Origin of the sequence: Sporosarcina obsidiansis (genome assembly GCF_009651005.1) — a bacterium.
GTDB lineage: Bacteria > Bacillota > Bacilli > Bacillales_A > Planococcaceae > Sporosarcina > Sporosarcina obsidiansis.
The window spans coordinates 108,752-131,089 of the sequence record NZ_WHVW01000005.1; the positions used below are offsets into that span (position 1 = coordinate 108,752).

Annotated in this window: 23 protein-coding genes and 1 riboswitch; of the genes, 11 read left to right on the forward strand and 12 right to left on the reverse strand. The window is 39.9% G+C overall.

The window, feature by feature from the left end; genetic code table 11:
* Window positions 1–314: 314 nt before the first annotated feature.
* The 5 genes from GD002_RS06270 to GD002_RS06290 all read right to left on the reverse strand — a co-directional run bounded on the left by GD002_RS06270 (window position 315) and on the right by GD002_RS06290 (window position 7,985).
* Window positions 315–1,127 carry a YqhG family protein gene (locus GD002_RS06270; RefSeq protein ID WP_153731495.1) on the reverse strand — a complete coding sequence of 271 codons (813 nt, stop codon included), beginning with the start codon at window positions 1,125–1,127 and terminating at the stop codon, window positions 315–317.
* Between the two features lie 21 nt (window positions 1,128–1,148).
* On the reverse strand, window positions 1,149–2,672 hold the full coding sequence (locus tag GD002_RS06275) for a DEAD/DEAH box helicase (protein ID WP_194841492.1): 1,524 nt from the start codon (window positions 2,670–2,672) through the stop codon (window positions 1,149–1,151).
* 215 nt (window positions 2,673–2,887) lie between these two features.
* Window positions 2,888–5,113, reverse strand: coding sequence for a YcdB/YcdC domain-containing protein (locus tag GD002_RS06280; protein WP_153731496.1), 2,226 nt, complete (start codon window positions 5,111–5,113; stop codon window positions 2,888–2,890).
* A gap of 239 nt (window positions 5,114–5,352) precedes the next feature.
* The gene (locus GD002_RS06285; protein ID WP_228548311.1) at window positions 5,353–6,783 is read right to left on the reverse strand and encodes a VWA domain-containing protein; all 1,431 of its coding nucleotides are present in this window, start codon (window positions 6,781–6,783) and stop codon (window positions 5,353–5,355) included.
* A gap of 14 nt (window positions 6,784–6,797) precedes the next feature.
* Window positions 6,798–7,985: an AAA family ATPase gene (locus GD002_RS06290; RefSeq protein WP_153731497.1), complete on the reverse strand. Its 1,188-nt coding sequence runs from the start codon at window positions 7,983–7,985 to the stop codon at window positions 6,798–6,800.
* Between the two features lie 479 nt (window positions 7,986–8,464).
* Between GD002_RS06290 and GD002_RS06295 the strand changes: the two genes are divergently transcribed.
* Window positions 8,465–9,193, forward strand: a complete 729-nt coding sequence (locus GD002_RS06295; protein ID WP_153731498.1) for a Bax inhibitor-1/YccA family protein — start codon at window positions 8,465–8,467, stop codon at window positions 9,191–9,193.
* Between the two features lie 185 nt (window positions 9,194–9,378).
* On the opposite strand, the gene nadX is transcribed toward GD002_RS06295, so the two are convergent.
* Window positions 9,379–10,164 (reverse strand): aspartate dehydrogenase, encoded by a 786-nt coding sequence (nadX, locus tag GD002_RS06300; protein WP_153731499.1) that lies wholly within the window; start codon window positions 10,162–10,164, stop codon window positions 9,379–9,381.
* A gap of 186 nt (window positions 10,165–10,350) precedes the next feature.
* On the opposite strand from nadX, the gene GD002_RS06305 reads away from it, so the two are divergent.
* The 3 genes from GD002_RS06305 (at window position 10,351) to GD002_RS06315 (ending at window position 12,113) form a co-directional block, all read left to right on the forward strand.
* Window positions 10,351–10,866 (forward strand): sigma-70 family RNA polymerase sigma factor, encoded by a 516-nt coding sequence (locus tag GD002_RS06305; RefSeq protein WP_153731500.1) that lies wholly within the window; start codon window positions 10,351–10,353, stop codon window positions 10,864–10,866.
* A 1-nt stretch (window position 10,867) separates the two neighbouring features.
* On the forward strand, window positions 10,868–11,794 hold the full coding sequence (locus GD002_RS06310; RefSeq protein WP_228548318.1) for a DUF3221 domain-containing protein: 927 nt from the start codon (window positions 10,868–10,870) through the stop codon (window positions 11,792–11,794).
* A gap of 64 nt (window positions 11,795–11,858) precedes the next feature.
* Window positions 11,859–12,113 (forward strand): hypothetical protein, encoded by a 255-nt coding sequence (locus GD002_RS06315; protein WP_153731502.1) that lies wholly within the window; start codon window positions 11,859–11,861, stop codon window positions 12,111–12,113.
* Window positions 12,114–12,257: 144 nt separating this feature from the next.
* Here GD002_RS06315 and GD002_RS06320 read toward each other — a convergent pair whose 3' ends face one another.
* A complete protein-coding gene (locus tag GD002_RS06320) occupies window positions 12,258–12,671 on the reverse strand; it encodes a universal stress protein (protein WP_153731503.1) in 414 nt (137 codons plus the stop codon).
* A 12-nt stretch (window positions 12,672–12,683) separates the two neighbouring features.
* Complete coding sequence (locus tag GD002_RS06325) at window positions 12,684–14,093, reverse strand: SulP family inorganic anion transporter (protein ID WP_153731504.1); 1,410 nt, start codon at window positions 14,091–14,093, stop codon at window positions 12,684–12,686.
* A gap of 103 nt (window positions 14,094–14,196) precedes the next feature.
* On the opposite strand from GD002_RS06325, the gene GD002_RS06330 reads away from it, so the two are divergent.
* From GD002_RS06330 to GD002_RS06350, 5 genes are all read left to right on the forward strand, one after another.
* A complete protein-coding gene (locus GD002_RS06330) occupies window positions 14,197–14,772 on the forward strand; it encodes a recombinase family protein (RefSeq protein ID WP_194841493.1) in 576 nt (191 codons plus the stop codon).
* 152 nt (window positions 14,773–14,924) lie between these two features.
* On the forward strand, window positions 14,925–15,737 hold the full coding sequence (locus GD002_RS06335; RefSeq protein WP_153731506.1) for an MBL fold metallo-hydrolase: 813 nt from the start codon (window positions 14,925–14,927) through the stop codon (window positions 15,735–15,737).
* A gap of 134 nt (window positions 15,738–15,871) precedes the next feature.
* A riboswitch (TPP riboswitch) is annotated at window positions 15,872–15,983 on the forward strand.
* An 82-nt stretch (window positions 15,984–16,065) separates the two neighbouring features.
* Complete coding sequence (locus tag GD002_RS06340; RefSeq protein ID WP_255425133.1) at window positions 16,066–16,635, forward strand: ECF transporter S component; 570 nt, start codon at window positions 16,066–16,068, stop codon at window positions 16,633–16,635.
* A gap of 75 nt (window positions 16,636–16,710) precedes the next feature.
* Window positions 16,711–18,123, forward strand: a complete 1,413-nt coding sequence (locus GD002_RS06345; protein ID WP_228548312.1) for an ABC transporter ATP-binding protein — start codon at window positions 16,711–16,713, stop codon at window positions 18,121–18,123.
* Window positions 18,101–18,865 (forward strand): energy-coupling factor transporter transmembrane component T family protein, encoded by a 765-nt coding sequence (locus GD002_RS06350; RefSeq protein ID WP_153731509.1) that lies wholly within the window; start codon window positions 18,101–18,103, stop codon window positions 18,863–18,865. The genes GD002_RS06345 and GD002_RS06350 overlap by 23 nt, the downstream gene beginning before the upstream one ends.
* Window positions 18,866–19,029: 164 nt before the next feature.
* Here GD002_RS06350 and GD002_RS06355 read toward each other — a convergent pair whose 3' ends face one another.
* The 4 genes from GD002_RS06355 to GD002_RS06370 all read right to left on the reverse strand — a co-directional run bounded on the left by GD002_RS06355 (window position 19,030) and on the right by GD002_RS06370 (window position 21,707).
* On the reverse strand, window positions 19,030–19,392 hold the full coding sequence (locus tag GD002_RS06355; protein ID WP_153731510.1) for a hypothetical protein: 363 nt from the start codon (window positions 19,390–19,392) through the stop codon (window positions 19,030–19,032).
* Window positions 19,393–19,499: 107 nt separating this feature from the next.
* Entirely contained in the window at window positions 19,500–19,901 is a 402-nt protein-coding gene (locus tag GD002_RS06360; RefSeq protein WP_153731511.1) for a VOC family protein, read from the reverse strand.
* Between the two features lie 138 nt (window positions 19,902–20,039).
* Complete coding sequence (locus tag GD002_RS06365; protein ID WP_153731512.1) at window positions 20,040–20,930, reverse strand: YitT family protein; 891 nt, start codon at window positions 20,928–20,930, stop codon at window positions 20,040–20,042.
* A gap of 435 nt (window positions 20,931–21,365) precedes the next feature.
* Window positions 21,366–21,707, reverse strand: a complete 342-nt coding sequence (locus GD002_RS06370) for a hypothetical protein (RefSeq protein WP_153731513.1) — start codon at window positions 21,705–21,707, stop codon at window positions 21,366–21,368.
* A 159-nt stretch (window positions 21,708–21,866) separates the two neighbouring features.
* Between GD002_RS06370 and GD002_RS18025 the strand changes: the two genes are divergently transcribed.
* The gene (locus GD002_RS18025) at window positions 21,867–21,992 is read left to right on the forward strand and encodes a hypothetical protein (protein ID WP_255425134.1); all 126 of its coding nucleotides are present in this window, start codon (window positions 21,867–21,869) and stop codon (window positions 21,990–21,992) included.
* A gap of 12 nt (window positions 21,993–22,004) precedes the next feature.
* Window positions 22,005–22,280: a MarR family winged helix-turn-helix transcriptional regulator gene (locus tag GD002_RS18160; protein WP_408020079.1), complete on the forward strand. Its 276-nt coding sequence runs from the start codon at window positions 22,005–22,007 to the stop codon at window positions 22,278–22,280.
* The last annotated feature ends 58 nt before the right edge of the window (window positions 22,281–22,338 follow it).

The window sequence follows — 22,338 nt, forward strand, 5'->3', positions numbered from 1 at the left end:
ACCGATCGGTTTCTATGAGCGGTTGAGCGGGGGTTATGATCACGTATGCGGTTTCTATGAGCGGTTGACCGGATCTTATGATCGCGTATGTGGTTTCTATGAGCGTTCGGCTGGGGGTTATGATCGCATATGTGGTTTCTATGAGCGGTTGCGTGAGATTTCCGACCTTACCACACAACCAGCCAAACGAGTCGTTCATCGCATATTTCACCTTCTTGAAAAAAGCCTAGGATGAACAGAAACTTTCCTATCCATACAAAAATAAGAGCCGTCCGAAAAGACAGGTGAAAACGACTTTTCGGACAGCCCCTTTGTCATTTATGCATCTGTGACCTTGCATGGTCCCCTATTAAATAAAACAATCCACCATTCAAAACTTCGATCGTAATCCGGGGCTTAAACCGTTCCTCCATCGCATTCTTCTCAATCTCATAACACTCTGGCTTCTCATCTTGTCCTTCATAAAAATAATCTAACACTGCTTGATCTTTTTGCCATCGCTTTTTTGCTTCTTCCGCCCACGTCTGATCCTCTTCTCTAACCATTTGATCCACTACGGCATCTAAACGATCCAACGCGCGAACGGGTGTAATAATATACGGTAAGTTAAATACCTGTTCAGGTGAATCCTTCACTAAGTCCAACTTGGTTAACCTCTCTTGAAACTCTTGAAAAACGGCTCCCGTCATCAAGTTGATACCTAGTGAATAAAGAGTTTCTTTCGTTTGATGACTGCAATAAGAGATTTTATAATTAACTCCCAACCAAGGTGTCAAAATCATTTGTCCATCCGGTGCACTATGAACTTGCTCGTACATCTTCACAAACGAACCCATTTCCTTAGTTACTCGAAACAGTTGATGGAGTCGTGGCGAGCCGAAATGCACTACTTCTCCTTTCACCCCTTCTTTTAGCTGCTGAATATCCGTTATCAGTGTAATTTGTGCAGGATTAGGCGTTTCATTGACACTTTCTATATACTTCCAATAAAATGGACGATTCATAATTTTTTTGTCCATATCAATCGTTAATTGGATATTCAAATAATGCTCATTTTCGTTGATTATTGGGCATTTATTTTCATTGAAAAATTGACGTAGATACTCATGAATTTGTTGCGGATACATGCACATCCTCCTTCACAGGGGCTAGTAATTTGTCGCCAAAATATCATCTAACTCCCCAACGACTTTTTCAAAAATCCCTATTTTCCCTTGAAGTACATCCAATATATGATCCTCGATTGTCTGCTGAATGGCTAAATTATATATGTGGACATCATGTTCTTGACCTAATCGATGCACACGTCCGATCCGTTGCTCTAATTTCATCGGATTCCAAGGTAAATCATAATTGATGACATGATGGCAAAACTGAAGGTTAATCCCTTCGGCACCTGATTCGGTTGCAATTAGCACTTGCGCATTCTGCTTAAACAGATGCTTTATCCACTCTCGACTATTTTTGCTTAACTTGCCGTTAAATATCACACTGGAAATACCTTTTGAATGAAAATATTCATGTAAATAGTTTTGAGTGCCTCGATATTCAGTAAAGAGGATAACCTTATCATTCGCATTCAGTATAATTTCAACTGCTTTTTCTGCCTTCGAATGAATGTCTAGCATGTCTAACCGTTGAATGACATCATTTACATATGCCAACTCTTCAGACGTACTACATTCGGCATACAATTTCTTTAACGTACCTAGCGTGGCTTCCTGACTACTGCACATTTCTCTTTGCAACGTCATCGTAGAAAAAGCATCTGAAAAAACGGGTGAAACATGTTTTAGCTCTGAAAGTAGTTGGTAGACGTCTCTTTCCTCCGCCGTAAATTCAACAGGTACGACTTGAACTTGGCGATTAGTCCATTTGACTCCCGTATCTTGTCTTCTATTTCGAACCATTACTTGGTTGACCAATTCCTTTAAATAATTATCCTGATCCACATCTCGTTTACTACCAGAAAACACAGACGTAAACGAATCGTAGTTTCCTAAATGTCCTTGTTTTAGTAATGTTACGAGGTAAAACAGTTCGAACACATCGTTCTGAATAGGTGTTGCGGTTAACAGTAAACAAAACTTCTTCTTTAAATTCTGTACAAACGTATAGCTGATCGTTTTATGATTCTTTAATTTATGTGCCTCATCCACGATGATCAAATCATAATCTTGCGCATAAATTTTTTCTTTATGAGGACTTCGTTTCGCGGTATCCAAGCTCATGACGACTACATCCACATAGTCCAGTTCGTAATTCTTTTTATACAACATCGCTGGTATATGAAATTTTTGATGCAATTCTTCCACCCATTGATTGACGAGAGAAGCAGGAGCTAGGATGAGTGCTTTTTTCACAAGACCTCGTATCATATATTCTTTTAAGATTAATCCTGCTTCGATGGTTTTTCCAAGTCCTACCTCATCAGCTAGAATCGCTTTCCCATTCATTTCTTCAATCACTCGTTCCGCCACTTCTAATTGATGTGCAAGCGGCGTGACAGTAGGGACATATTTTAGCGACTGTAGGCCTGAAAAATCGGTAATTAAGTTTTGTTTCGCGATGTCATAACTCATCTTATATAACGTCCAACTATCCCATGATTGACGATTTTCTAACCGTTCTATAAAGCCTTCTTTCCAATCAGAGGACTTTTCAATCAGCATAAGATTCACCTCAACCTGCATTTTCATTCTGATTAGAGTACCCCAAAAAGAAGTTCTTATGATGTGTTCAATTTAATTGAAAAAATATAGAAACATATCTAACATAATCTTTTCCATTGTTAATAGGATTTCTTTATACAAAAAAACACGCCTTTTTAAAAGCGTGTTTTCTAGGATTAATACAGCATTCAACTATATTCATGAGATCATTGTTTTTACTGGATATCCCGTCTACTCTCTGCCATTGTATGAGCCAAACGAATTGTAGAAGCTGCTAGTTCAGCGTATGTCACTTCCTGTCTTGGATTAAACTGATTTTTCTCAGCTGTTAATAATCCGAGCGAGTTTGCGATCGCAACAGAGCCTATAGTAGCAGATTGAATTTGATCTGTATCCGTGAAATTCAACTTAAAAATACTGCTATCTTTAGCTGCTTGCTCAAGACCAAGAACGCGAATATACCAAACTGCCAATTCTTCTTTCGAGATGGGAGAATCTACATCAAAGTTCTTTTCAGGTTTAATGATCCCCGCTTCTGCTGCACGTTCAACCACTTGATAGTACGGGTGCTTAACGCCTATATTGTCAAATGTTTGATTCGTGTGCTCTTGTCCAGGGAAATAACTACCTTGATAGAAATAGGTGAGCGAATTCATTAACACTTTCAATGCTTCTCCTTTTGAAATGGCAACATCCGCATTAAATTTTTTCACATCTTTGACGTCCAACACTTTCGCATTCAGCAGATAATTCAACTCTTCTTCTGCCCACGGATGTGAAATTTTAACAGAGTTCTTCCCGCTAAACATATTGTTCCATTCTCCTGTGCTGGCATCTAGATAACTAAATGAATCTCCATTAAATACAGGCGCATAAACTAGATCGTACTGCTGCTCTTTTTCTTTTTGCGCTGGCTTCATATACATAAGCTTCAGGCTAAGTGCCTCTTTCATCAACGTTTTTGCTTTCTCATCGGAAATCGCTTCGTCCTTTGATGGCCAATTTTCCGTATCTTGATAATTAACATTCAAACTGTTTAATGACCCATCTGCAGCGATTCCTACACTAATCTCATCACCTATTACGACAATTCCATTGACAAGTCTAGGGAATGAAAATTGATAGGTCCCCATTCTTTCATCAAAGTAAGGGTCTCCTACTGGCATTGCATAGTTATGCAAATAGGAAGGAGCCCATTTTTTTGCGTACGCTACCGCTTTTTCAAGTGCCTCTTGTTGAGATAGAGTGCTTTCATTTGTTGATTCCTGCCCTATTTCCTTCAGCGTTTGTTCTTCAAAATTATGATACTGAATGACCTCTCCTGTATGTTTATTGATTTCTAAGCTTGAACCAGATCCACCATTTGCATAATGATACATGTATTGGATACTGAAAACTTCTTGACCATTATGATTCTTTATCTCTTGTATAGATTCAATCACTAATTTCACTTTATCTGACGTAACAGCCAGAAGTTGTTCAGCAATCTTCTTTGCGCCTTCAATTGTCATCCCTTCCTGTCGTGGAGGAAGTGGCTTCGCAGATAACTTTTCAATTTTTCTTTCTTTCGGGAACTGTCCGACGTATCCGTTTGCAGTCATCCATTCTCCTGAGAGCGCATTTATTCCTTGTAACCTATTTGTCGGTTGGTAAACAAGTTGAACCGTACGATCACCTGTTTCATAATCATAATTAATTTGATAGTTTAAGTCTACAGAAAGATGATCCTTCATTTTCTTTAACATTTCTTCGTTACTTTTGATTTTACTGACGTCTGCAAAAGTAGAGGATTTCTGATTCGGTTGAGACTTGTAAAAACTGCCTATCTCCCCATTTCCTAATACAGACACTTCTATCCGTTGATCAGCGATAGGGACTTGATTTTTAGTACGTGCGTAAGAAAATGAGTATCGAATAGGTTCTGTTAATATCTGCCTCGGAAAATAATTAGATGTGTCTGATTCCAATTGATAGTATTTACCACCGAGAAACTTCTTCATAAATTCTTCTGCTATTTTACCAGCGTCTTCTTTTGAAACCTTTGCTGGAAACAAAGCATCTGCTATATTAGCAGGTTGGTAAGAAAAATGCTCAACGTCCAGTTCTTCGCCAACAAATCCTATATACCCATGCATCCGCTTCCCATTAATGAGTTTAGTAAAACTTAGGTCATATCGTACCGTTTCATCATCTTGGAAAATGTGCGCGCTGCTCATATGAAAATCACTAGCATTTAGAAAGTCAAACTGATTCGGGAAAAGTTGCCGAAATTTCTTGATTAATTCATCTTTCGTAAAAACTGTTTCTGTCGACGCCAATTGAATTCGCACCTTTTCTGGTTGTCCATTCATTATGGTTGAAGCATCGGTAATCGATGAAAACATACCCATAGATAATACAGAAGAAGCTACAATTGCACTAACTTTTTTAATAGTAACCAAAATAATCCCCCTAAAAAGAATGTTTTTCCAATTATACAATTATTTACTCTAGATGTAAACATGATTCACTATATAATCCGCCTTGCTTTCCAGTAACGGCAGATCAATACCCTATAGATTTTATGAGTGTTTAGGAGTAAATATGTTCTTTTAACTCTAAACACCTCAAATCAAGGTAAGAAATTCAAACAACAAAAGCACTCATCGTCAAAATGAGTGCTTTTCATATCAGATATGAATTAGATTTCAAAAGCAGTAAAACTTCCTTCCTCGTTAAAATCTGTCACATGCAGGATTCTGTCCGAAAATGGTTCTACTGTATTTGTGTTAGTACCGATCACTAGCGATAAAACACGGAATTCCTTTTCTTTCTTTTTTTCATTAAATTCGTTTAGGAAGGAATCACTTATCTCGTCTTCACCATCCGTAACAAAAATTACATCCGCTTGTTTGAAAGAGCTTTGACTAATTACTTTCATCGCTCCCTCCAATGGCAAGGTGAAGTCTGTACCCCCTCCTAGATAGGTTCGGGCTAAACGAATTAGCTCTGTTCCTGTAATTTTTCCTTTTTCATATGTATAACATTGTATGCTAGTAGAAAATAATAATACGCACAAATCTCTACGTTGCTTTTTCGCGATTGACAGGAGTGCTAGTATAAATCCTTTTGATTGGTTATCAAGCAACTTCATGCTACCTGACTGATCCAAGCAAAATATAATCGGACCCTTACCCAACTGCTCACGCTTTTTCTGTTCATATTGCATCGTCTCACCTTCTGCAAAGCGCCGTAAAAAATCATTTTTCATAACGTGGTGAGTATATAAGCTCAATTCCATCGGCAGTAGCCTCTCCATTTCGTTCCCTAGTGTTACGCCGCGCCTTTCTATCGACTCTGTATAGTTCGAGTTTTGCTTCTCACGCGCAACTTGTTTGAATCTACCTGCCCATTCAGCAATTTCCTGCATCTTCGGATCCAGTGCAACTTTTTCGGCAACTGTTAACTGATCACGCAATGGAATTCTTTTTAGATCCGCATCGCCTTTTCCCGCACTCAATCCACCCATCAGTGATAGTAAACTTTCTTTTACTTGTATCGTTTCTTCGATTGCTTCATCCATCATTTGCGAAAAACGCTCGCTGTTCGTTTCAAGCGTTAGCTGTAATTTCTCATCCAAATCAATCATTGCTTCTTCAAGCTTCTGGACTACACCATTCTCTGCTTCTTCTGTCTGCTCTGTCGGCAGTTGATCCCGTAAAGTTTGGACTGTTTCTATTTGTTTTTGCAATTCTTCATCTAGCTCTTTTTGTTCTTCTAGCCAATTATTAATCATTTCGCCAAACTTCACTGCACAAACAGCTGACGCTACATCATTTAATCGCGTAAATCTTCGATATTCTTCAAAATGATCATCAACCATGATTCGTTTCATGATCGTTCGATTTGGTTTTAATGTCCTATCTGTACTTTCTTTAAGGAGTCTTGGTTTCATTTTATATAATGAAGCCCAAATATCGCCTAGTAATGATTCCATCGTTGGCAATTCGCCTTCTTCTCTCACCTTCTGTAACCCGTCCGTCATCTCAAAAATTTCTTTAAAGCGTCTTTTATCAAATGCATCTGTGTTTAATACAGAACGGTGATCTCTGATTATTTTACTTCTCCTCATGAAAAACACCCCTCTCACATTCTGAAAAAGACTCCATATGATTTATCATTATCATTTTTCTTTTTATCTGTCATGCTGAAATATGCAGTATCTAATCTACTGCTTTCGACTTCATTTTTCATGGAATTAACCTTATCTAGCAACGCCTCAATTTCCGTTATTCGGCTAGCATGGTTTTCTTTCATTTTATTCAAATCTTCCGCCAACGATTTGATTTTCTGTATGGCTTCCATACCTGCTTCTGTCGATTGATCACGCACAGCGGAGTCATAGATTTCCTCGGCTTCACTTTCAATAGAAGAGAGAGTTTGTGCCACATGATCTTGTGCATGACGACGGACAATATTTGATACGACTTCTTTTTGATCTACCGTATCCCATAGTGCATTTTCAAGTATCGCAATATCATCGATCTGCACCGTTTCCCTTTGATTGATCAGTGCTTTCGCCTGCAAAACACCGAGTGATTGCTTGAAACGTCGGTCAGATGGCTGAATCCCTTCATCCTGCAATTCTCTTCTTATCGTTGACAAGGTATCGTATACTTCATCGGGAATAGTCACACGATCCGTCAATTCTTGCAGGTGCACAAGTTCTTCTAAATGCATAGATGGCATTTCTACGGGTTGACCCTCATTTTTCATCATGGAGACAAAATTAGATTCATCTGCAATAAAATTAATTTCAAAGCGCAAGAGAAAACGATCAAATAATGCTTCAAGCCCCTCTCCTTCCTCGGGATATTCATTGGAAGCCCCAATGACGGACATTAATGGCACTTGGATAGGTGACCCACTATTATAGAAGAGTCTTTCATTAATCAGGGTCAGCAAACTGTTTAAAATTGCTGAATTGGCTTTAAAAATTTCATCTAAGAATACGACATGAGCTTCTGGCATTTTAGTTGCCGTATTGCGCTTGTAGATTCCTTCTTCCAAATCTTTTAACGATAAAGGGCCAAATACTTCTTCCGGTGTGCTGAACCTTGTCAACAGCCACTGGAAATACGTTGTTCCTTCCACAATTTTAGCGAGTTCTACTGATAGAGCTGATTTTGCTGTTCCTGCAGGTCCAATCATTAGCATATGTTGCCTGGAAAGAAGAGCGACCAAAATGCCATCCACTTCTTTCTCACGCTCATAAAACTTTGCATTTAACGCCTGTCGTATTTCTTCCAACTTCTTTAAGTTTATATTTATCATTTTGTATAACCCCTCGATTTATATTGTAATTATATAAACACAAAACACACTCCACGTAGCCAATCCATCAACGCTGAACTGTTCTACTTAACAGTTTGTTTGAAACTTCATCATTTTAACCACTTTGGTGCAATATAGTTACATCTCCTAAACGAAGATTTGGCATGATTGTGAAGTGTAGTGAAGGATTTCAACTTGACCAGACTTGTTGTATTGACATGGCCTTTGTCGGATTTGACGTGAAGAGTGGAAGATTGTATAGATTTTTTAAGCATACTATCTATAACATCTACCCGAATTCTTGCATATGAAATCGTTGGAAGCATTATTAGTTTTCGCAATTTTCCTGATATAATTATTTCACTTTTAAATTACAGCAGTTCTTCACATGAAACTAATTTTATGTTGAATCGTATAGTAAGTATTAATGTACATGTTTCTAGATTCACCCACCAATTGAGGAGAAAGGAACGTGATGTATGAGATCATCCAATCCCAGTTTAGGAAAAGACACGTTTCGTGGAATGCAAGCAGATCGCAGCCATACCATGACGATCCAGGGTACTGTGAACAAAACGTTCATTCTGTTCCTCCTATTGTGCGCAACTGCTGCTTTCACCTGGACACAATATTATGCAGGCAAGGATATTCAATCATTGCTGCTGATCGGTCTTTTTGGCGGTTTTATAGTCGCTCTCATTACCATCTTCGTAAAAAAAGCAGCCCCCTTCACAGCTCCCTTGTATGCATTACTTGAAGGGCTAGCAATCGGCGGAATTTCTGCCATGTTCGAATCCCAATTTGAAGGGATTACGACGCAAGCCATTCTTTTAACACTTGGCACCTTATTTTCATTGTTATTTGCTTATCGTTCAGGATGGATTAAAGTGACTGAAAACTTTAAACTCGGTGTGTTTGCGGCAACAGGTGCAATTTTCTTCGTCTATATTGCAGATCTCATCCTGCGATTTTTCGGCATGGAAGTTCCGTTTATTCATGAAACCGGTCCCCTCGGTATTGGTATTTCAGTTGTAATTGTGGTGATCGCTGCATTAAATTTGGTGCTGGATTTTGACTTCATTGAAGAAGGTACCCGACACCGAGCACCGAAGTATATGGAGTGGTATGGAGCATTTGGTTTGATGGTTACACTCGTGTGGCTTTATCTTGAAATATTACGATTGCTTTCTAAGATTCGGAGTAAGTAAAGGTATATAAAAAACACAGTAATTGAACCGACATGAGTTTCAATCACTGTGTTTTTTAAAATGATTATCCTATTGCAATACATGTGCTTTCAAATTACACGATATGCCTTCCAATCAATATCGAATATCAGTTTTTCCTCTACAACAACTTACCTGTTCTCATCTAATGAGGACCACTTCTTTCTCTAGTTAGCTCCCACCGTAATGAAGTTCCCTCTATTTCTTAACGTAGATAAAATACTCAACGCAGCGAGATAGCTCGTTTTCGGATTATTTGGCATCGGTTCATTTTCGATGATCAAACACATTTTTCCGAATCCCCCTTCTGCTTCGATTGTATGTGTATTCTTTTGAACTTTCGGATCTGCAATGACACGTACTTTCGTTCGATTAACTCCCAAACCCGCAATTGACAGCAACAGTGCGACGTTGACGTTTTTAGGAAATTTTTCAATGGCATGAAGTGCTACACCATCAAATATACATGCCTCCTCATTCATCGGTTCAAGTCCTAATGATGCAGGTGATTTCCTTGTCGTAATACAGACTTCTTTAAGTCCTCCAACGGAATTTGCAGATTGTAATAGATCCAATCCTCCAATAGCACCTGATGGAAGATAAATATGCTGTCCATTTGATTGTGCAACTTCTTTCATAGCTGCTAAAAAATTCACATCTTTAAAAGCCCCAATACTACTGAGGATCATGTCTTTCTTACTTACCAAGACCGCTTCAATAGACTGAATAGCTACATCAATAGTAGCTGCTTCCACAACGATGTCGATTGGTGAGTCGATAAATTCCTGGAAATCCGTGTAGAACATTGTATCAAATTGCGTTTCCAAACGTGGTCCCACTTCCTGATTCCGCCCAAAAATTGAAGTGATCTTCCCCTCTAGCTGTCCGTCTGTATTTATACTTTTCAATAAATACTGCGCAATATTGCCAGTTCCTATTACACCAATTTTCATATCACAACACCTCTTTCTCTATTATACAGAACCTTCCCTATTCCTTTAAGGAAAGAAGGTGATCATTGCATATACACGTGAAATGCCCTGTCCGGCTATCCTTCAAACGATTGATGAGTTTCTAGTTTTTCATAATTAGTAAAATTATTTTAATCGGGGCTCCGTTATAGTAGTAGAGAGGCGGTGATGGGATTGGATTCAGCGGAGTTAGAAGAAATGATAGATACCTACAGTGACCACTTGTTAAAAATGGCGTACTTTTATTTACGGGACCGTGAAATGGCGAAGGATATCGTACAGGATGTTTTCTTATCTTTTTATGACAAAGCCAGCTATAAAGAACAAGGTAAATTGCGTGCCTACTTAACAAAAATGACTATTAACCGCTGTAAAGATCATTTGCGAAGCTGGTCATTTCGTCATCTGCAATTCAATAAAAATCGGATTGAATTCATACATAACGAACGTGACCCGCTAATTTTACAGGAAGAAAAGTCCCAGATTGCAATTGCAGTATTGAAGCTACCTGTCAAATATCGAGAAATCATTATCTTTTATTATTATGAAGAATACAACATGAGAGAAATTGCTCAATTTCTCAACCTATCGGAAAATACAGTGAAGACGAGAATGATCAAAGCGCGTAAATTACTAAAGAACGAGTTGCCATCGGATCATTGGGAGGTGCTTTCTATTGAATGAAGTGAAAAAAAGCTTACACACTTTTGTTGGGGACGTTTCAAAAGACAAGGAAGAATTGAAACAAAGGGTACTCTATAGAGACCGTAAACCGAAAAAGAAAACTCCTTTTCCACTAGTTGCTTCTGTCATCGTCATGGCTGCTGTTCTGTTCTTTACGTTCGATGTACTGAAAGGAGAGTATTTGGACAGAAATGGCAGTAATTATGAAGTAAATGAAGCACTGTATGATCTTCAACTGAAAAGTGAACAACATGAAATTGAGGATGTAAACGAACGTCGCTCCTTTGTCTTGGAGCAACTTTTACAAGCAGATTCCTTAATTGATTACGCAAAGTCGCTTGGCTATGTACCTGATGAACAAGCTATAGAGAACAAATTAACGGAAGAGCAGAAAACCTTTTTCGATGGGTTTAGGAAAGAGGAACTTGATTCGCTTGAACAGGAGCAACTTAAAAATTTCGACATGACCTATGATCAATATTTTCAAATCATCCACAAGTTCACTATACAATTCACAGCAGCTATCGAATGGCTTGAAAAAAATCCTCCAACACATAGTAAGACACAGCGAGAAGTAATAGATGCCTTTAAGAAGAAGAATAAGAAAGTGATCTCTGAATTTATGGAAGCAAAACAAATACCTTCTGCAGATAAGTCGTCTTTATATGAAGAGTTTGAAGGATTAGTCGCGGCTATCGAAGACCACCGAGTTTTAGTTGTCTGGGGTGTAGAGAAAGATCAAATAGAAAGGTTGTCGGCTGAAGAAATATTGGATGTAGGATACACTTCTGCTTGGTTTAAGTTTGATGAAACTATTGATCAGATAGAACCATATATGCAAATAAAAGTGGCTTATGATCCATTGTCTTACCCAATATCGCAAACTGACGGAGTGCAGGTTTTTGAGAACGTGGTTGAGTGGGAATAGAAAACATCAAAGAAGCTGTCCTAGTCGTTTTCACCTGACTTTTCTGGCGGCTCTTGTTTTTGGTATGGATGAAAAACTTTTGTTCATCATAGAGAAAATGTGCGGTAATCAGATCGTTTGGCTCGTTCCGGGAAAGGTTTGGCTCGGTGCATCTCGGCTAACGCGCGTTTCTGAGAGGTTTTGGTTCGGTTCGATGGCATATTGGCGCGGTGCCATGTTACTTTGGCGCGTCCTCCTATTTGTCTACGTGATCATGCAAAAAAGACTGTCACTGAAAGATGTTTCACTTTCAGAACAGCCGCTTTCTTGTATAAAATAATGTGCCCCTGCCTACTACATCAAACAGCCAGCTAATTCGACAACTGATAATAGTGCAGATTTACAAAGAAGTTTATAATTCTAATGATTGCGTCCCCTGCACAGTAACTGTGCCACTTCGCTAACACTAGCGAAGTGGTATTCTCTATTTCACAACCGTCACAGGACAATTCACATGCTTCATGACTTTGTGACTGACACTTCCTAACACCATTTCCTGAAACGCATTCAAGCCTCGGCTGCCGATTACGAGTTTATCGATCTTTTGTTCATTGACATACTTGATAATTTCCTGACTCGGATTGCCTTTGAGCATCGTACTATCTGCATGCACTCCGGCTTCTCTCGCCAATTCCACAATTGGGTGGACCTTTTGTTCACGTTTCAATGAAAGGCTCTCCGGACTTTGCGACAATAGCCGCTCATCTTTCGCCTTGCTGTAATCTTGCACATAGATCACTTCCAACTGCGCATCTGGCAAGTGCTGAGCCAACATGATCGCATGAGTTGCCGCACGCATCGCATTTTCAGAACCATCAATCGCTACAGCAATCTTCATATCGATTCCCCCTTAGAGTAACTTCTCATATAATTGTTCACTCGTAGAATTCAAACCTTGAATCATGACGTTCACGCCTTTTCCTTCAAGCTTCTGTATGACTTTAAATATTGCGCCAACTGCTGACTCGTCCCAGAGCTGACTATTTTCAAAATCAATAATGATCTGATTCTCCGTGACCTCATCGAATGCTTGAATAAACTTCGTTGTGGAAGCGAAAAATAACGGACCTGTAATCTTATATACCCCTGCATTACTCGTTACCGTCACGCGAGAAATTTTCGCTACAAAGAACAACGCACTTAAAACCACACCAATTACTACACCAATCGCCAAGTTATGTGTGTATAAAATAATCACAACGGTAATCAGCATGACAAGTGATTCTGATTTAGGTGCTTGACGCAAAAACTTGAACGATCCCCAGTTGAATGTCGTCATACTCACCATGACCATGACACCCGCTAGAACAGGCATAGGAATTTTGACAACTAGATCCCCTAGTACAATGATCAAAAACATTAGGAAGACTCCTGACGTAAATGTGGACAAGCGCCCTCTTCCCCCTGATTTAATATTGATGACCGATTGACCGATCAATGCACAGCCTGCCATCCCACCGAAAAATCCGGTGATAAAGTTAGCAATTCCCTGTCCACGTGCTTCCCGATTTTTATTGCTCGGTGTATCGGTCATATCATCCAACACTTGAGAAGTCAGTAATGATTCCAATAAACCGACAATCGATAGGGCTAGTGAATAAGGCAAAATAATCTTCAATGTTTCTAGATTTAACGGAATATCCGGAAAGAAAAATGTCGGCAAGGAACTCGGCATCGTTCCCAAATCACCTATCGACTGCAACTTCACACCACTTAGCAGCGCAACTGTCGTCATCACGACAATCGCGATCAGCGGAGCTGGTATTGCAGTGAAAAACCGCGGTACTGCATATACTAAGATGAGTGTCGCAATCGCAAATACATACGTCATCACACCAGAGCCAATCAAATATGGTAGCTGTGTGAAGAAAATCATAATGCCTAACGCATTTACAAATCCAAGCATGACAGAGTTTGGAATGAAGCGCATTAAATTCGCCACACCTAGACTCCCTAAAATCAATTGAATAATTCCTGTTAAAATAGTAGCTGCCAATACATATTGTAGTCCGTGATTCGCCATTAAGCTGACAAGTACTAACGCCATCGCTCCAGTCGCAGCTGAAATCAAACCTGGCCGACCACCTACAAACGCAGTAATGACCGCAATAGTAAATGAAGCATAAAGTGCAACACGCGGATCTACACCTACGATGAATGCGAAAGCCAATGCTTCTGGAATGAGTGCTAGTCCTACCACGATGCCTGCTAGTAGATCGGCACGTACATTACCAAACCATTGTTGTTTTATTGTATGCATATTGTTCTCCTCTCAAGATGTATCAAATCATTCATCCCAATGTTAGAATGTTATTAGCATACCATCCATATTCCTATAAGTGAATATTTTTGGGAAGTTAGAGGTGAAAAAATTGAACTACGGTTATATCCGTCCAATTGTTAGTGATCAGCAAGGCATTCAGCAATTACAGGGACTCTCTGTGGATGTGTTATTTACAGAGACACACGGACTTGCCAAGAAACGAACAGAGCTTGAGCATTTATTAATGGAAGCACAAAAAGGTGACGAGCTATTCTTTCAAAATATCGAAGTGGTAGCTGACTCCTTACAACAGCTGCTAGATATTTTACGCTTAGCAGAACGCGATCAAATTAAACTTCACTTCATTGATGAACAACTAACTAATCAAACAATCCAATCATCTACACTGCTCGAAAGTGCTGAGTTTTTCATGAATATACAATCCACATTTCTCAGCCATTCATCAACCTTTACACTGCAAGCTGCTAAACAGCAAGGCAAATCGATTGGTCGTCCACGAAAATCGGATGACAACTTACAGCTTGCTTTTTCTATGTATGACAGTAAAAAGTATTCGCTATTTGAGATCAAGGAAGCGACAGGTATTAGTAAATCGACGTTATATCGTTATTTGGATGATCGTTCTACTACATTGAACAATAAAGAAGATCAGTAATTCTAAAAAGCGCCAACCCTTTTATAGGAGTTGGCGCTTTTTAGCGTAAATAAAATGACAGAGAGGATGATCGTTTCCTCTCCAACTCAATAATGAATAACCATTCACTTTATGTTACGCTTATTGAAAGTGATCAGAAAGAGGTGGGTAAAATGTTCTTCAAAAGGAATGCAGTTCAAGGGAATGCAAGTGGTGTACAGTTCATCAATGGAATGATTTCGTTTCAAGGTGTAAAGCTGAATGTCTTTTGTTTTAAAACGGACGGCATATTAATCGATACTGGTTCACAGTCGTTACTGGAGGAATTCAAACCATTCTTTGCAGAAGCAGATATCGATCAGGTGGTCATCACCCATTCACATGAAGACCATACAGGCGGAGCGAGACATCTACAAATCGACTATGGGCTACCAGTCTTCATGAATGAGATGTCCATCAGAGAATGTGCGGAAAAAGCGGAGTATCCCATGTATCGGAAATTGTTCTGGGGAAACAGACAGCCATATAAAGCACAGCCAATCGGTGAAAGCTTTACGTCACGAATTGCTAGTTGGAAAGTCATTTCAACTCCAGGTCATGCTGAAGATCATCTAGCGTTTTTGAATGATGATACGGGACAACTCTTTTCGGGTGATCTGTATGTTCACCCGAAAACCAAACTTGTGCTGCGCGAAGAAAGCATTCCGACGATCATCCGATCCATCGAAAAAACGCTGACCTATGATTTTGAGGAACTGTTTTGCTGTCATGCAGGATACGTGAAAGATGGACGCCAAGCATTAATAAATAAACTTGGATATCTCTATGAGCTTCGTGAGCAGACATTAGCCTTCCACCAACAAGGTTGCAAAGAAAAAGAAATTCAAAAACGACTGTTCCCTAAGAAATATCCGATCAGCTACTTTTCGTCAGGGGAATGGGATTCCATTCATATGATCCGTTCTATTTTGGCTGAAGAACAGTAATAGACTACAGTATAAGTTAGAGGTATAGTAATCGAACACATGCAGACCACAAACTCGTTTCTATTCATCTCTTAACTAGTGGTACATCAGGTTGCCAGATAAATCAGTCTGCTGTATACTATGACTGCTAACATAAATGTCCGTACGGGGGCTTGAGTGAATCAGGCTGAGATAGCAGATGGAACCGCTGCTGACCGTGAATCTGATCTGGGTAATGCCAGCGTAGAGAGCGTGTTCGATGGAATATTAGGGGACTCCTCCCCTCCTCGGCTGTCTGCTCTTTCAGACGGCTTTTTTGTGTAGGCAAAACAAGAAGGAGTGGGAGATATTGAAAAAGTTAAAGTTCACAGATTTACTGATCACGATTATGATCGGTGTTGTCTTCGGAATTCTGATGAAGTTCTGGGATGATCTGTATACTGTAGTAAAACCGATTTTGCCCGTTGCACGCCAGCTCATTTACGGGATGTGGTTCATGGTGGGTCCATTCGCTTTTCTGCTCATTCGAAAACCTGGTACTGCGCTAATTGCAAGTGTTGCTGGTGCTAGTTTATCTGCATTTGCCGGTCATGGTCTTGAAGTGCTGATGTATGGATTTGCACAGGGGCTTGCAGCGGAATTACTATTTGCTGCTTTCCGATATAAACGTTACTCCATAGTAGTAGCAGGGTTAGCAGGTGTTTGTTCCTGTCTCGCAAGTTTCACGCTAGACTTATTCTATGGATACGCGGCGCTCGAAACATGGGCCCTCGTCGTAAAATATGGACTGCGTACAATTAGTGCGTTCATCTTTACTGGAGTGTTCGCTGTGCTAATTGTCCGTGCACTCGAAGCTACAGGTGTGACGAATTTAATACGTCCTGTCGACAAAGACGAATATTCGATGCTGGATCGGTGATTGCTGATGAATCATTCAAACAGAGGAGACATCCGTGTTACCAATCTGCGTTTAAAATTTCCAGGAGAGGATTCCTTGATCTTCAAGGATCTCTCTTTCTCTGTCCAGCGAGGTGAAAAAGTCCTGATGCTCGGACCCAGTGGCTGCGGAAAATCGACCTTACTACAAGTGCTCAGTGGAATCATCCCGAACTCCATCGAACTACCAATGAAAGCAGATACCATTACTCTACCCGAATCATGGGGATTTGTTTTTCAAGATCCCGACACGCAGTTTTGTATGACGTATGTCGATGAAGAGCTCGCCTTCGTGTTGGAAAACCTGAATGTGCCGCGTACCGATATGGCACCCCTGATAGAAAAGGTACTGAAACGTGTTAATTTACATTTAGAAGATGTCCATACCCCGATTCTTGAACTGTCTCAAGGAATGAAACAACGACTTGCACTTGCGTCTGTACTTCTGCTGGAACCAGACGTCCTATTCCTCGATGAACCTTCTGCACTTCTTGATCCAGAAGGAACTGAAAAAATCTGGTCCTCCATTAAACAGGTGGCGGCAAATAAGACCGTCATCATTGTGGAACATAAAATCGACTTAATTGCAGACTGGGTAGATCGCGTCGTCTTGTTCAACGACCATGGAACCATTCTTGCAGACGGTCCACCTACAACTATTTTCGAGCAATATCAAGCTGAACTGAAACGTTACGGCATTTGGTATCCAGGTGTGTGGCAAGAATATCAGGAGTCCCAGTCTTTCCAGTCGATGATGAAGAACAGGAAGCTAGCTGTCTCTTCAGAAAAAATTCATCTCAACAATTTTTACGGATATCGTGGTAGCACACCGAAAATCTATACGGAGAGTGCGGTAGCGAAAGCTGGTGACTGGATTGCAATCTTAGGCGAAAACGGTGCAGGAAAGAGTACGTTGCTTTTGTCGCTCACTCAATTATTGCGTACAAATGGAGTCTATGAAGTGAACGGCATACCTATCGTTCAGAAAAAGAACAAAAGACAGCTACCAACTGGACTGTCCCTTGTCTTCCAAAATCCCGAACTGCAATTTGTAACCAACTCAATAGCTGAGGAATTAATAGTATCGCTTCGCGGGTTGACGAAACAGCAAGCAAAGCAACATGCGGAAGATATGTTGCAACTATTCAATTTGCCAGATTCAGATACACGCCATCCTTACCAGCTATCTACAGGGCAGAAACGCCGTTTAAGCGTGGCCACTGCATTGACGCCACAGACTGATATTGTTCTTTTGGATGAACCGACCTTTGGCCAGGATGCACGTAATACCTTCGCGATTTTAGAAAAACTTGAAGAATTGCGAACCCAAGGGATCACTATTCTGATGGTGACACACGATATGGAAATTGTGAAGAGCTTCGCGACCTCTGTATGGACTGTAATGGATGGTGTACTACACACGAATTCCGCTAATGGGGGTGGTTCAAATGCTTGCCTGGTTCACACCTAAGCGCGAAACCTGGCTATTTGAAGTGAATCCAGCACTTAAGTTTATGGTATTTTTTGCTTTGCTACTCATTGCCTTATTTAATCAGAACTTATCATTTGCTGTCTGGCAGGCCGTCCTATATAGCGTATTGTTTTATGGTTTTACTGGCTATTCCATAAAGAAACTTGCCTTGCTGTCTATTCCACTAGCCATTTCCTTCTTATCCTCAGCTGGTACCATGGTGCTATTCGGTAAAGGCAGTAACGTGTTATGGCAATGGGGGCTCATCAAGATTTCCGAGGAAAGTATCCAACACGCCCTCTTGCTAGGCAGTAAATCGCTGTCTTTTGGATTTGTTGGATTTACCTTTCTACTAACCGTACAGCCCGTTTTGTTTTTCTATGCGATGATGCAACAATTCGGCCTGCCATCCAAGTATGCCTATAGCTTTATCGCTTCCTTCCGACTGATCCCTGCGGTAACGGAAGAACTGCAAATTCGTAGAAACGCTTTAAAAGTACGGAACATTCATTTTTCCCGAGGCATCAAGGGCGTGTATGAACGATTGCAAATGTACACTGTTCCCCTGTTCGCTCAAAGCATCCGCCGCGCACAGCGGATAGCAGTCGCAATGGAAGCCAAACAGTATCAAATGGGAGCTGCCAGAACTTATTACTATCCTACTCACTTCAGTAGGATGGACATCGTATTTACTACAGTCATGGCGGGAGGTTTGGTTGGTACTATTTTGCTTGCGTTTTAAAGTTGAGATCAGGAATATTTTATACTTCAGTCAAAAGGAATGTCGTTTATCCGCCTCAGTCCCTAGCGCTTACATAATACTTAACCTCCAATACAAAATCCCTCTACATCTGTATCTAGACTGTAGAGGGATTTTTTGATCCTATTGAATCGAATGCTTACTTACTAAGCGTTTAAGCTCACAACACGCATGCTCTCCAATATCGCTTTCGCATCTTCATTCAAATATGTAAGTGTATCTTTTCTGCTGATTAACGCTGCTTTGTCTTTCACAATCAATTTGAGCGCACGAATATCAAAGTTGGAGGCATAGTTATTAATTGCGTGGATCGCATGGATTTCTTTTGGATCCAACTGGTTCTCACTTTTCGTCACGACAAACTCAAGCAGATCTTGTGCATTTCGATTTAATCGATGCTTACTTCGTTTTAACAACTCTTTGTTCTCTTCCATATACTTTCTGGCAGATATAAAATCTAATTCGTCAACACATGTATTGATGACTTTAATCAGTTCTTGTGCATTCAAAGCAAACACTCCTTTCAACCCATTTAACACTATACCATTATAGGCCAAAGGAATCCACACTCACTTCTCGAATTAGTTCATACGTTACGGTATAAATAAATCATTCGTCACTCATACGGCAGATTTAATTGCCACGACATTCCAAATCGATCACTAACCCATGCAAATTGTCTGCTGAATCCATATGTATCCAAAGTGATCAAGGCTTGGCCATTATTGACCAGGTTTTCATATAAATAAGTGATTTCCTGCATGGAATCACATGAAATAAATATAGAATAGGAAGGTGAAAAGGAAAACTCATGCGAAAACGTACTGTCATTACACATAAATTCTTGCCCTTTTAGCGAAAATACCCCTTTCATTACGGTACCTTCTTTACCTATTTTACCCTCGGGATATCGAGAAACACTTAAAATTTCAGAGTCCGTAATGAGTGAAGTATAGTAGTTCATCGCCTCTTCTGCTTTGCCGTCCTGAAACATTAAAAAAGGTAACACGTGACCCATTTATACACACTCCCACTAGATTTTCCACTATTTCATTATGCATATTCTAGCCATAACCGGGAGCTGCTATTCACTCTTTTGCATGACGGTAAAATAATTTCCTTCTGGATCAAGATGTTGTGAATCAAGTGGCTACCCCTAGTGAATGTCATTCTTTTTAAAACTACCACCTTTAACTTCTGCTACGTCATACACCGTGATAAAGGCATTCTTATCAATTTCTCGAATAATTTCTTTCATTTTACTATCTTCCAATCGATTGATGACACAAGTGATTTCCTTATACTTTTCATTGGTATAGCTGCCTTGGACAAGCTGATAGGTGGCGCCACGTCCTAAACGATCACGAATCGTTTCTACCATTAATTCGGGCTGATCTGTAATGATTTTAAACGTTTTGGAACCACTTAAGCCTACTTCAATAATATGAATTACTTTAGACGCAATAAAATAAGCAATCGCGGATAGAATGGCACCTGTAAGCCCAAATACCGTCGATACGACGATAAAGACAAAGAGATTTAAAAACAAGATCAAATCACTCGTCCCAAACGGTAATTTTCGGGAAAGTAGTACAGCTAACATATCAATACCATCTAAAGCTCCACCATTACGCAAAGCAAGCCCCATTCCAGTACCGATGATAATACCTCCCACAACGGTCACTAACAACGTATCTCCCTGAATAATAGTAGGTACTTGGTCCATTAAGCTAGTGCTAATTGCTAATGAAGTAATACCAATCAACGAATAAACCGCAAAACTTTTACCAACCTGTTTGTACCCTAAATAAATGAATGGGATATTCAATATACCTATTAGAACACCTAGTGGCAGTCCAAACAGCTGTGAACCCACAATACTTAGTCCTGTTACGCCCCCATCAGACACATTGTTTGGAATTAGTACTGATTCAAGCCCATACGCTGTTAGCATAGATCCAAGAATAACTAATAGACCTTGGAACAGCATCCTAAGTTTATCGTTCTTTTTTTGTATAACTGTCTTCATGTAATCACTTCTTTCCATAGTTAAAAAACTGTTTATAACAACTTCTACTGGAGTCTGAACCATACAATTGATGTTTCTGAAACCTATTCATATACTTACCCTTTTTTGTTCTAGTAATGCTGGAAAGAAAAAGATTTTTTCGGTTGTTTGGAAAATAGATGATTGAGATGAAAGAGAGACACCGTATGAAGAGAATTGTTTATACGCGCGGTAGAACAAAGGATCGGTGTGAGAAGTCATTTTCAACTAACTCTCCAGCCGACTCTTTTTTGCAAGAGAAAACTTTTCGTTCATCCAAATCAGTTGCTAGGTAGAAGGACTATTCGGTGAGTGGCCTGGATCGGTGCGATTTGACTAATGTGCCGTTTCGAGAGTTTTTAGTGCAGTTCAACGACACTTTGGTGCGATTCAATGCTATTTCGGCTCGTTCCTCTATTTCTCTGCTCATGCACATCAAAAGGCTGTCACTTCAAAGTTGTTTTGACTTTTCAAGACAGACTTTTGATGCACTATAGCGAACTGGTTTATACTTCTTTTATAGCAGTCGGGCTCTTTTTTATTAGTTAAACAAGTACCATCACGCCAACGGAAATGATAAGACCTGCTGAGACTAGCTTTCTTACATATCTCGCTGTTTCCGATTGACCAAAAGTTCCACCATCCACTTGAAAGATCAGCTCCAGTACGTTCCCCCTCTCGCGCAAATGCAATTACCGTCATAAGTCCGGAAAGTGAGGCACCGATAATGACAGCTACTACTTCTTGCTCGATGTTAGACAGAGCGATGTTATCCATAAAGATCTCCCCCAGTTTCAACATACAACAAATTCAGCAATTAGTTAGCAAGCTAATTAAATCGTATGCATATTAAAAAGTCAAATAAACTTTAGAGTAGTCTACTTTGAACAGAAGTTCAGGTAATTTAGCGTACTAATGAGCTTCGGAGGAATGACCATGATAGAAAGTGAAATTCGTATCCTACTACAAACAATCGCCATTCAAACGCGAAAGAAATATGCCCAACAACTTAGAAAGTTAGGTTTGCACATCGGACAAGAGCTCGCATTATTCCATTTATAGGAGAATGATAGTATTGTCCAATCTCAATTGGGACATAAAATGGGTTCTGAAGCATCCACCGTAAGCAATATGCTAAGAAGACTGGAACAGAATCACATTATATATCGCAAGCAAGATAAGTCAGATCACCGTATATCCAATGTGTATCTCACAGAGAAAGGAATACAACTTCAAGGACCTATAATTTGGAAAGAGCATAGACAGAAGATGTTAAGCGGAATTTTACCAGAGGAATTATTGCTTATGCGGAGAATAACTAAAGCATATGGAAGAGAATTTAACAAATGAGCAATAATGAGTAGGCGGTGAACATCATCACAGAGTCCACCCAAATTCAGGTGGACTT

Excerpts from the sequence above, each read along its gene's own strand:
- GD002_RS06360 (WP_153731511.1), bottom strand. The coding sequence starts at position 19,901 with ATGGGTCACGTGTTACCTTTTTTAATGTTTCAGGACGGCAAAGCAGAA.
- GD002_RS18025 (WP_255425134.1), top strand. The coding sequence starts at position 21,867 with ATGATAGAAAGTGAAATTCGTATCCTACTACAAACAATCGCCATTCAA.
- GD002_RS06290 (WP_153731497.1), bottom strand. The coding sequence starts at position 7,985 with ATGATAAATATAAACTTAAAGAAGTTGGAAGAAATACGACAGGCGTTA.
- GD002_RS06320 (WP_153731503.1), bottom strand. The coding sequence starts at position 12,671 with ATGAAGATTGCTGTAGCGATTGATGGTTCTGAAAATGCGATGCGTGCG.
- GD002_RS06370 (WP_153731513.1), bottom strand. The coding sequence starts at position 21,707 with ATGGATAACATCGCTCTGTCTAACATCGAGCAAGAAGTAGTAGCTGTC.
- GD002_RS06335 (WP_153731506.1), top strand. The coding sequence starts at position 14,925 with ATGTTCTTCAAAAGGAATGCAGTTCAAGGGAATGCAAGTGGTGTACAG.
- GD002_RS06315 (WP_153731502.1), top strand. The coding sequence starts at position 11,859 with ATGGATGAAAAACTTTTGTTCATCATAGAGAAAATGTGCGGTAATCAG.
- GD002_RS06365 (WP_153731512.1), bottom strand. The coding sequence starts at position 20,930 with ATGGAAAGAAGTGATTACATGAAGACAGTTATACAAAAAAAGAACGAT.
- GD002_RS06285 (WP_228548311.1), bottom strand. The coding sequence starts at position 6,783 with ATGAGGAGAAGTAAAATAATCAGAGATCACCGTTCTGTATTAAACACA.
- GD002_RS06305 (WP_153731500.1), top strand. The coding sequence starts at position 10,351 with ATGGGATTGGATTCAGCGGAGTTAGAAGAAATGATAGATACCTACAGT.
- nadX (WP_153731499.1), bottom strand. The coding sequence starts at position 10,164 with ATGAAAATTGGTGTAATAGGAACTGGCAATATTGCGCAGTATTTATTG.
- GD002_RS06270 (WP_153731495.1), bottom strand. The coding sequence starts at position 1,127 with ATGTATCCGCAACAAATTCATGAGTATCTACGTCAATTTTTCAATGAA.
- GD002_RS06350 (WP_153731509.1), top strand. The coding sequence starts at position 18,101 with ATGCTTGCCTGGTTCACACCTAAGCGCGAAACCTGGCTATTTGAAGTG.
- GD002_RS06275 (WP_194841492.1), bottom strand. The coding sequence starts at position 2,672 with ATGCTGATTGAAAAGTCCTCTGATTGGAAAGAAGGCTTTATAGAACGG.
- GD002_RS06295 (WP_153731498.1), top strand. The coding sequence starts at position 8,465 with ATGAGATCATCCAATCCCAGTTTAGGAAAAGACACGTTTCGTGGAATG.
- GD002_RS06325 (WP_153731504.1), bottom strand. The coding sequence starts at position 14,093 with ATGCATACAATAAAACAACAATGGTTTGGTAATGTACGTGCCGATCTA.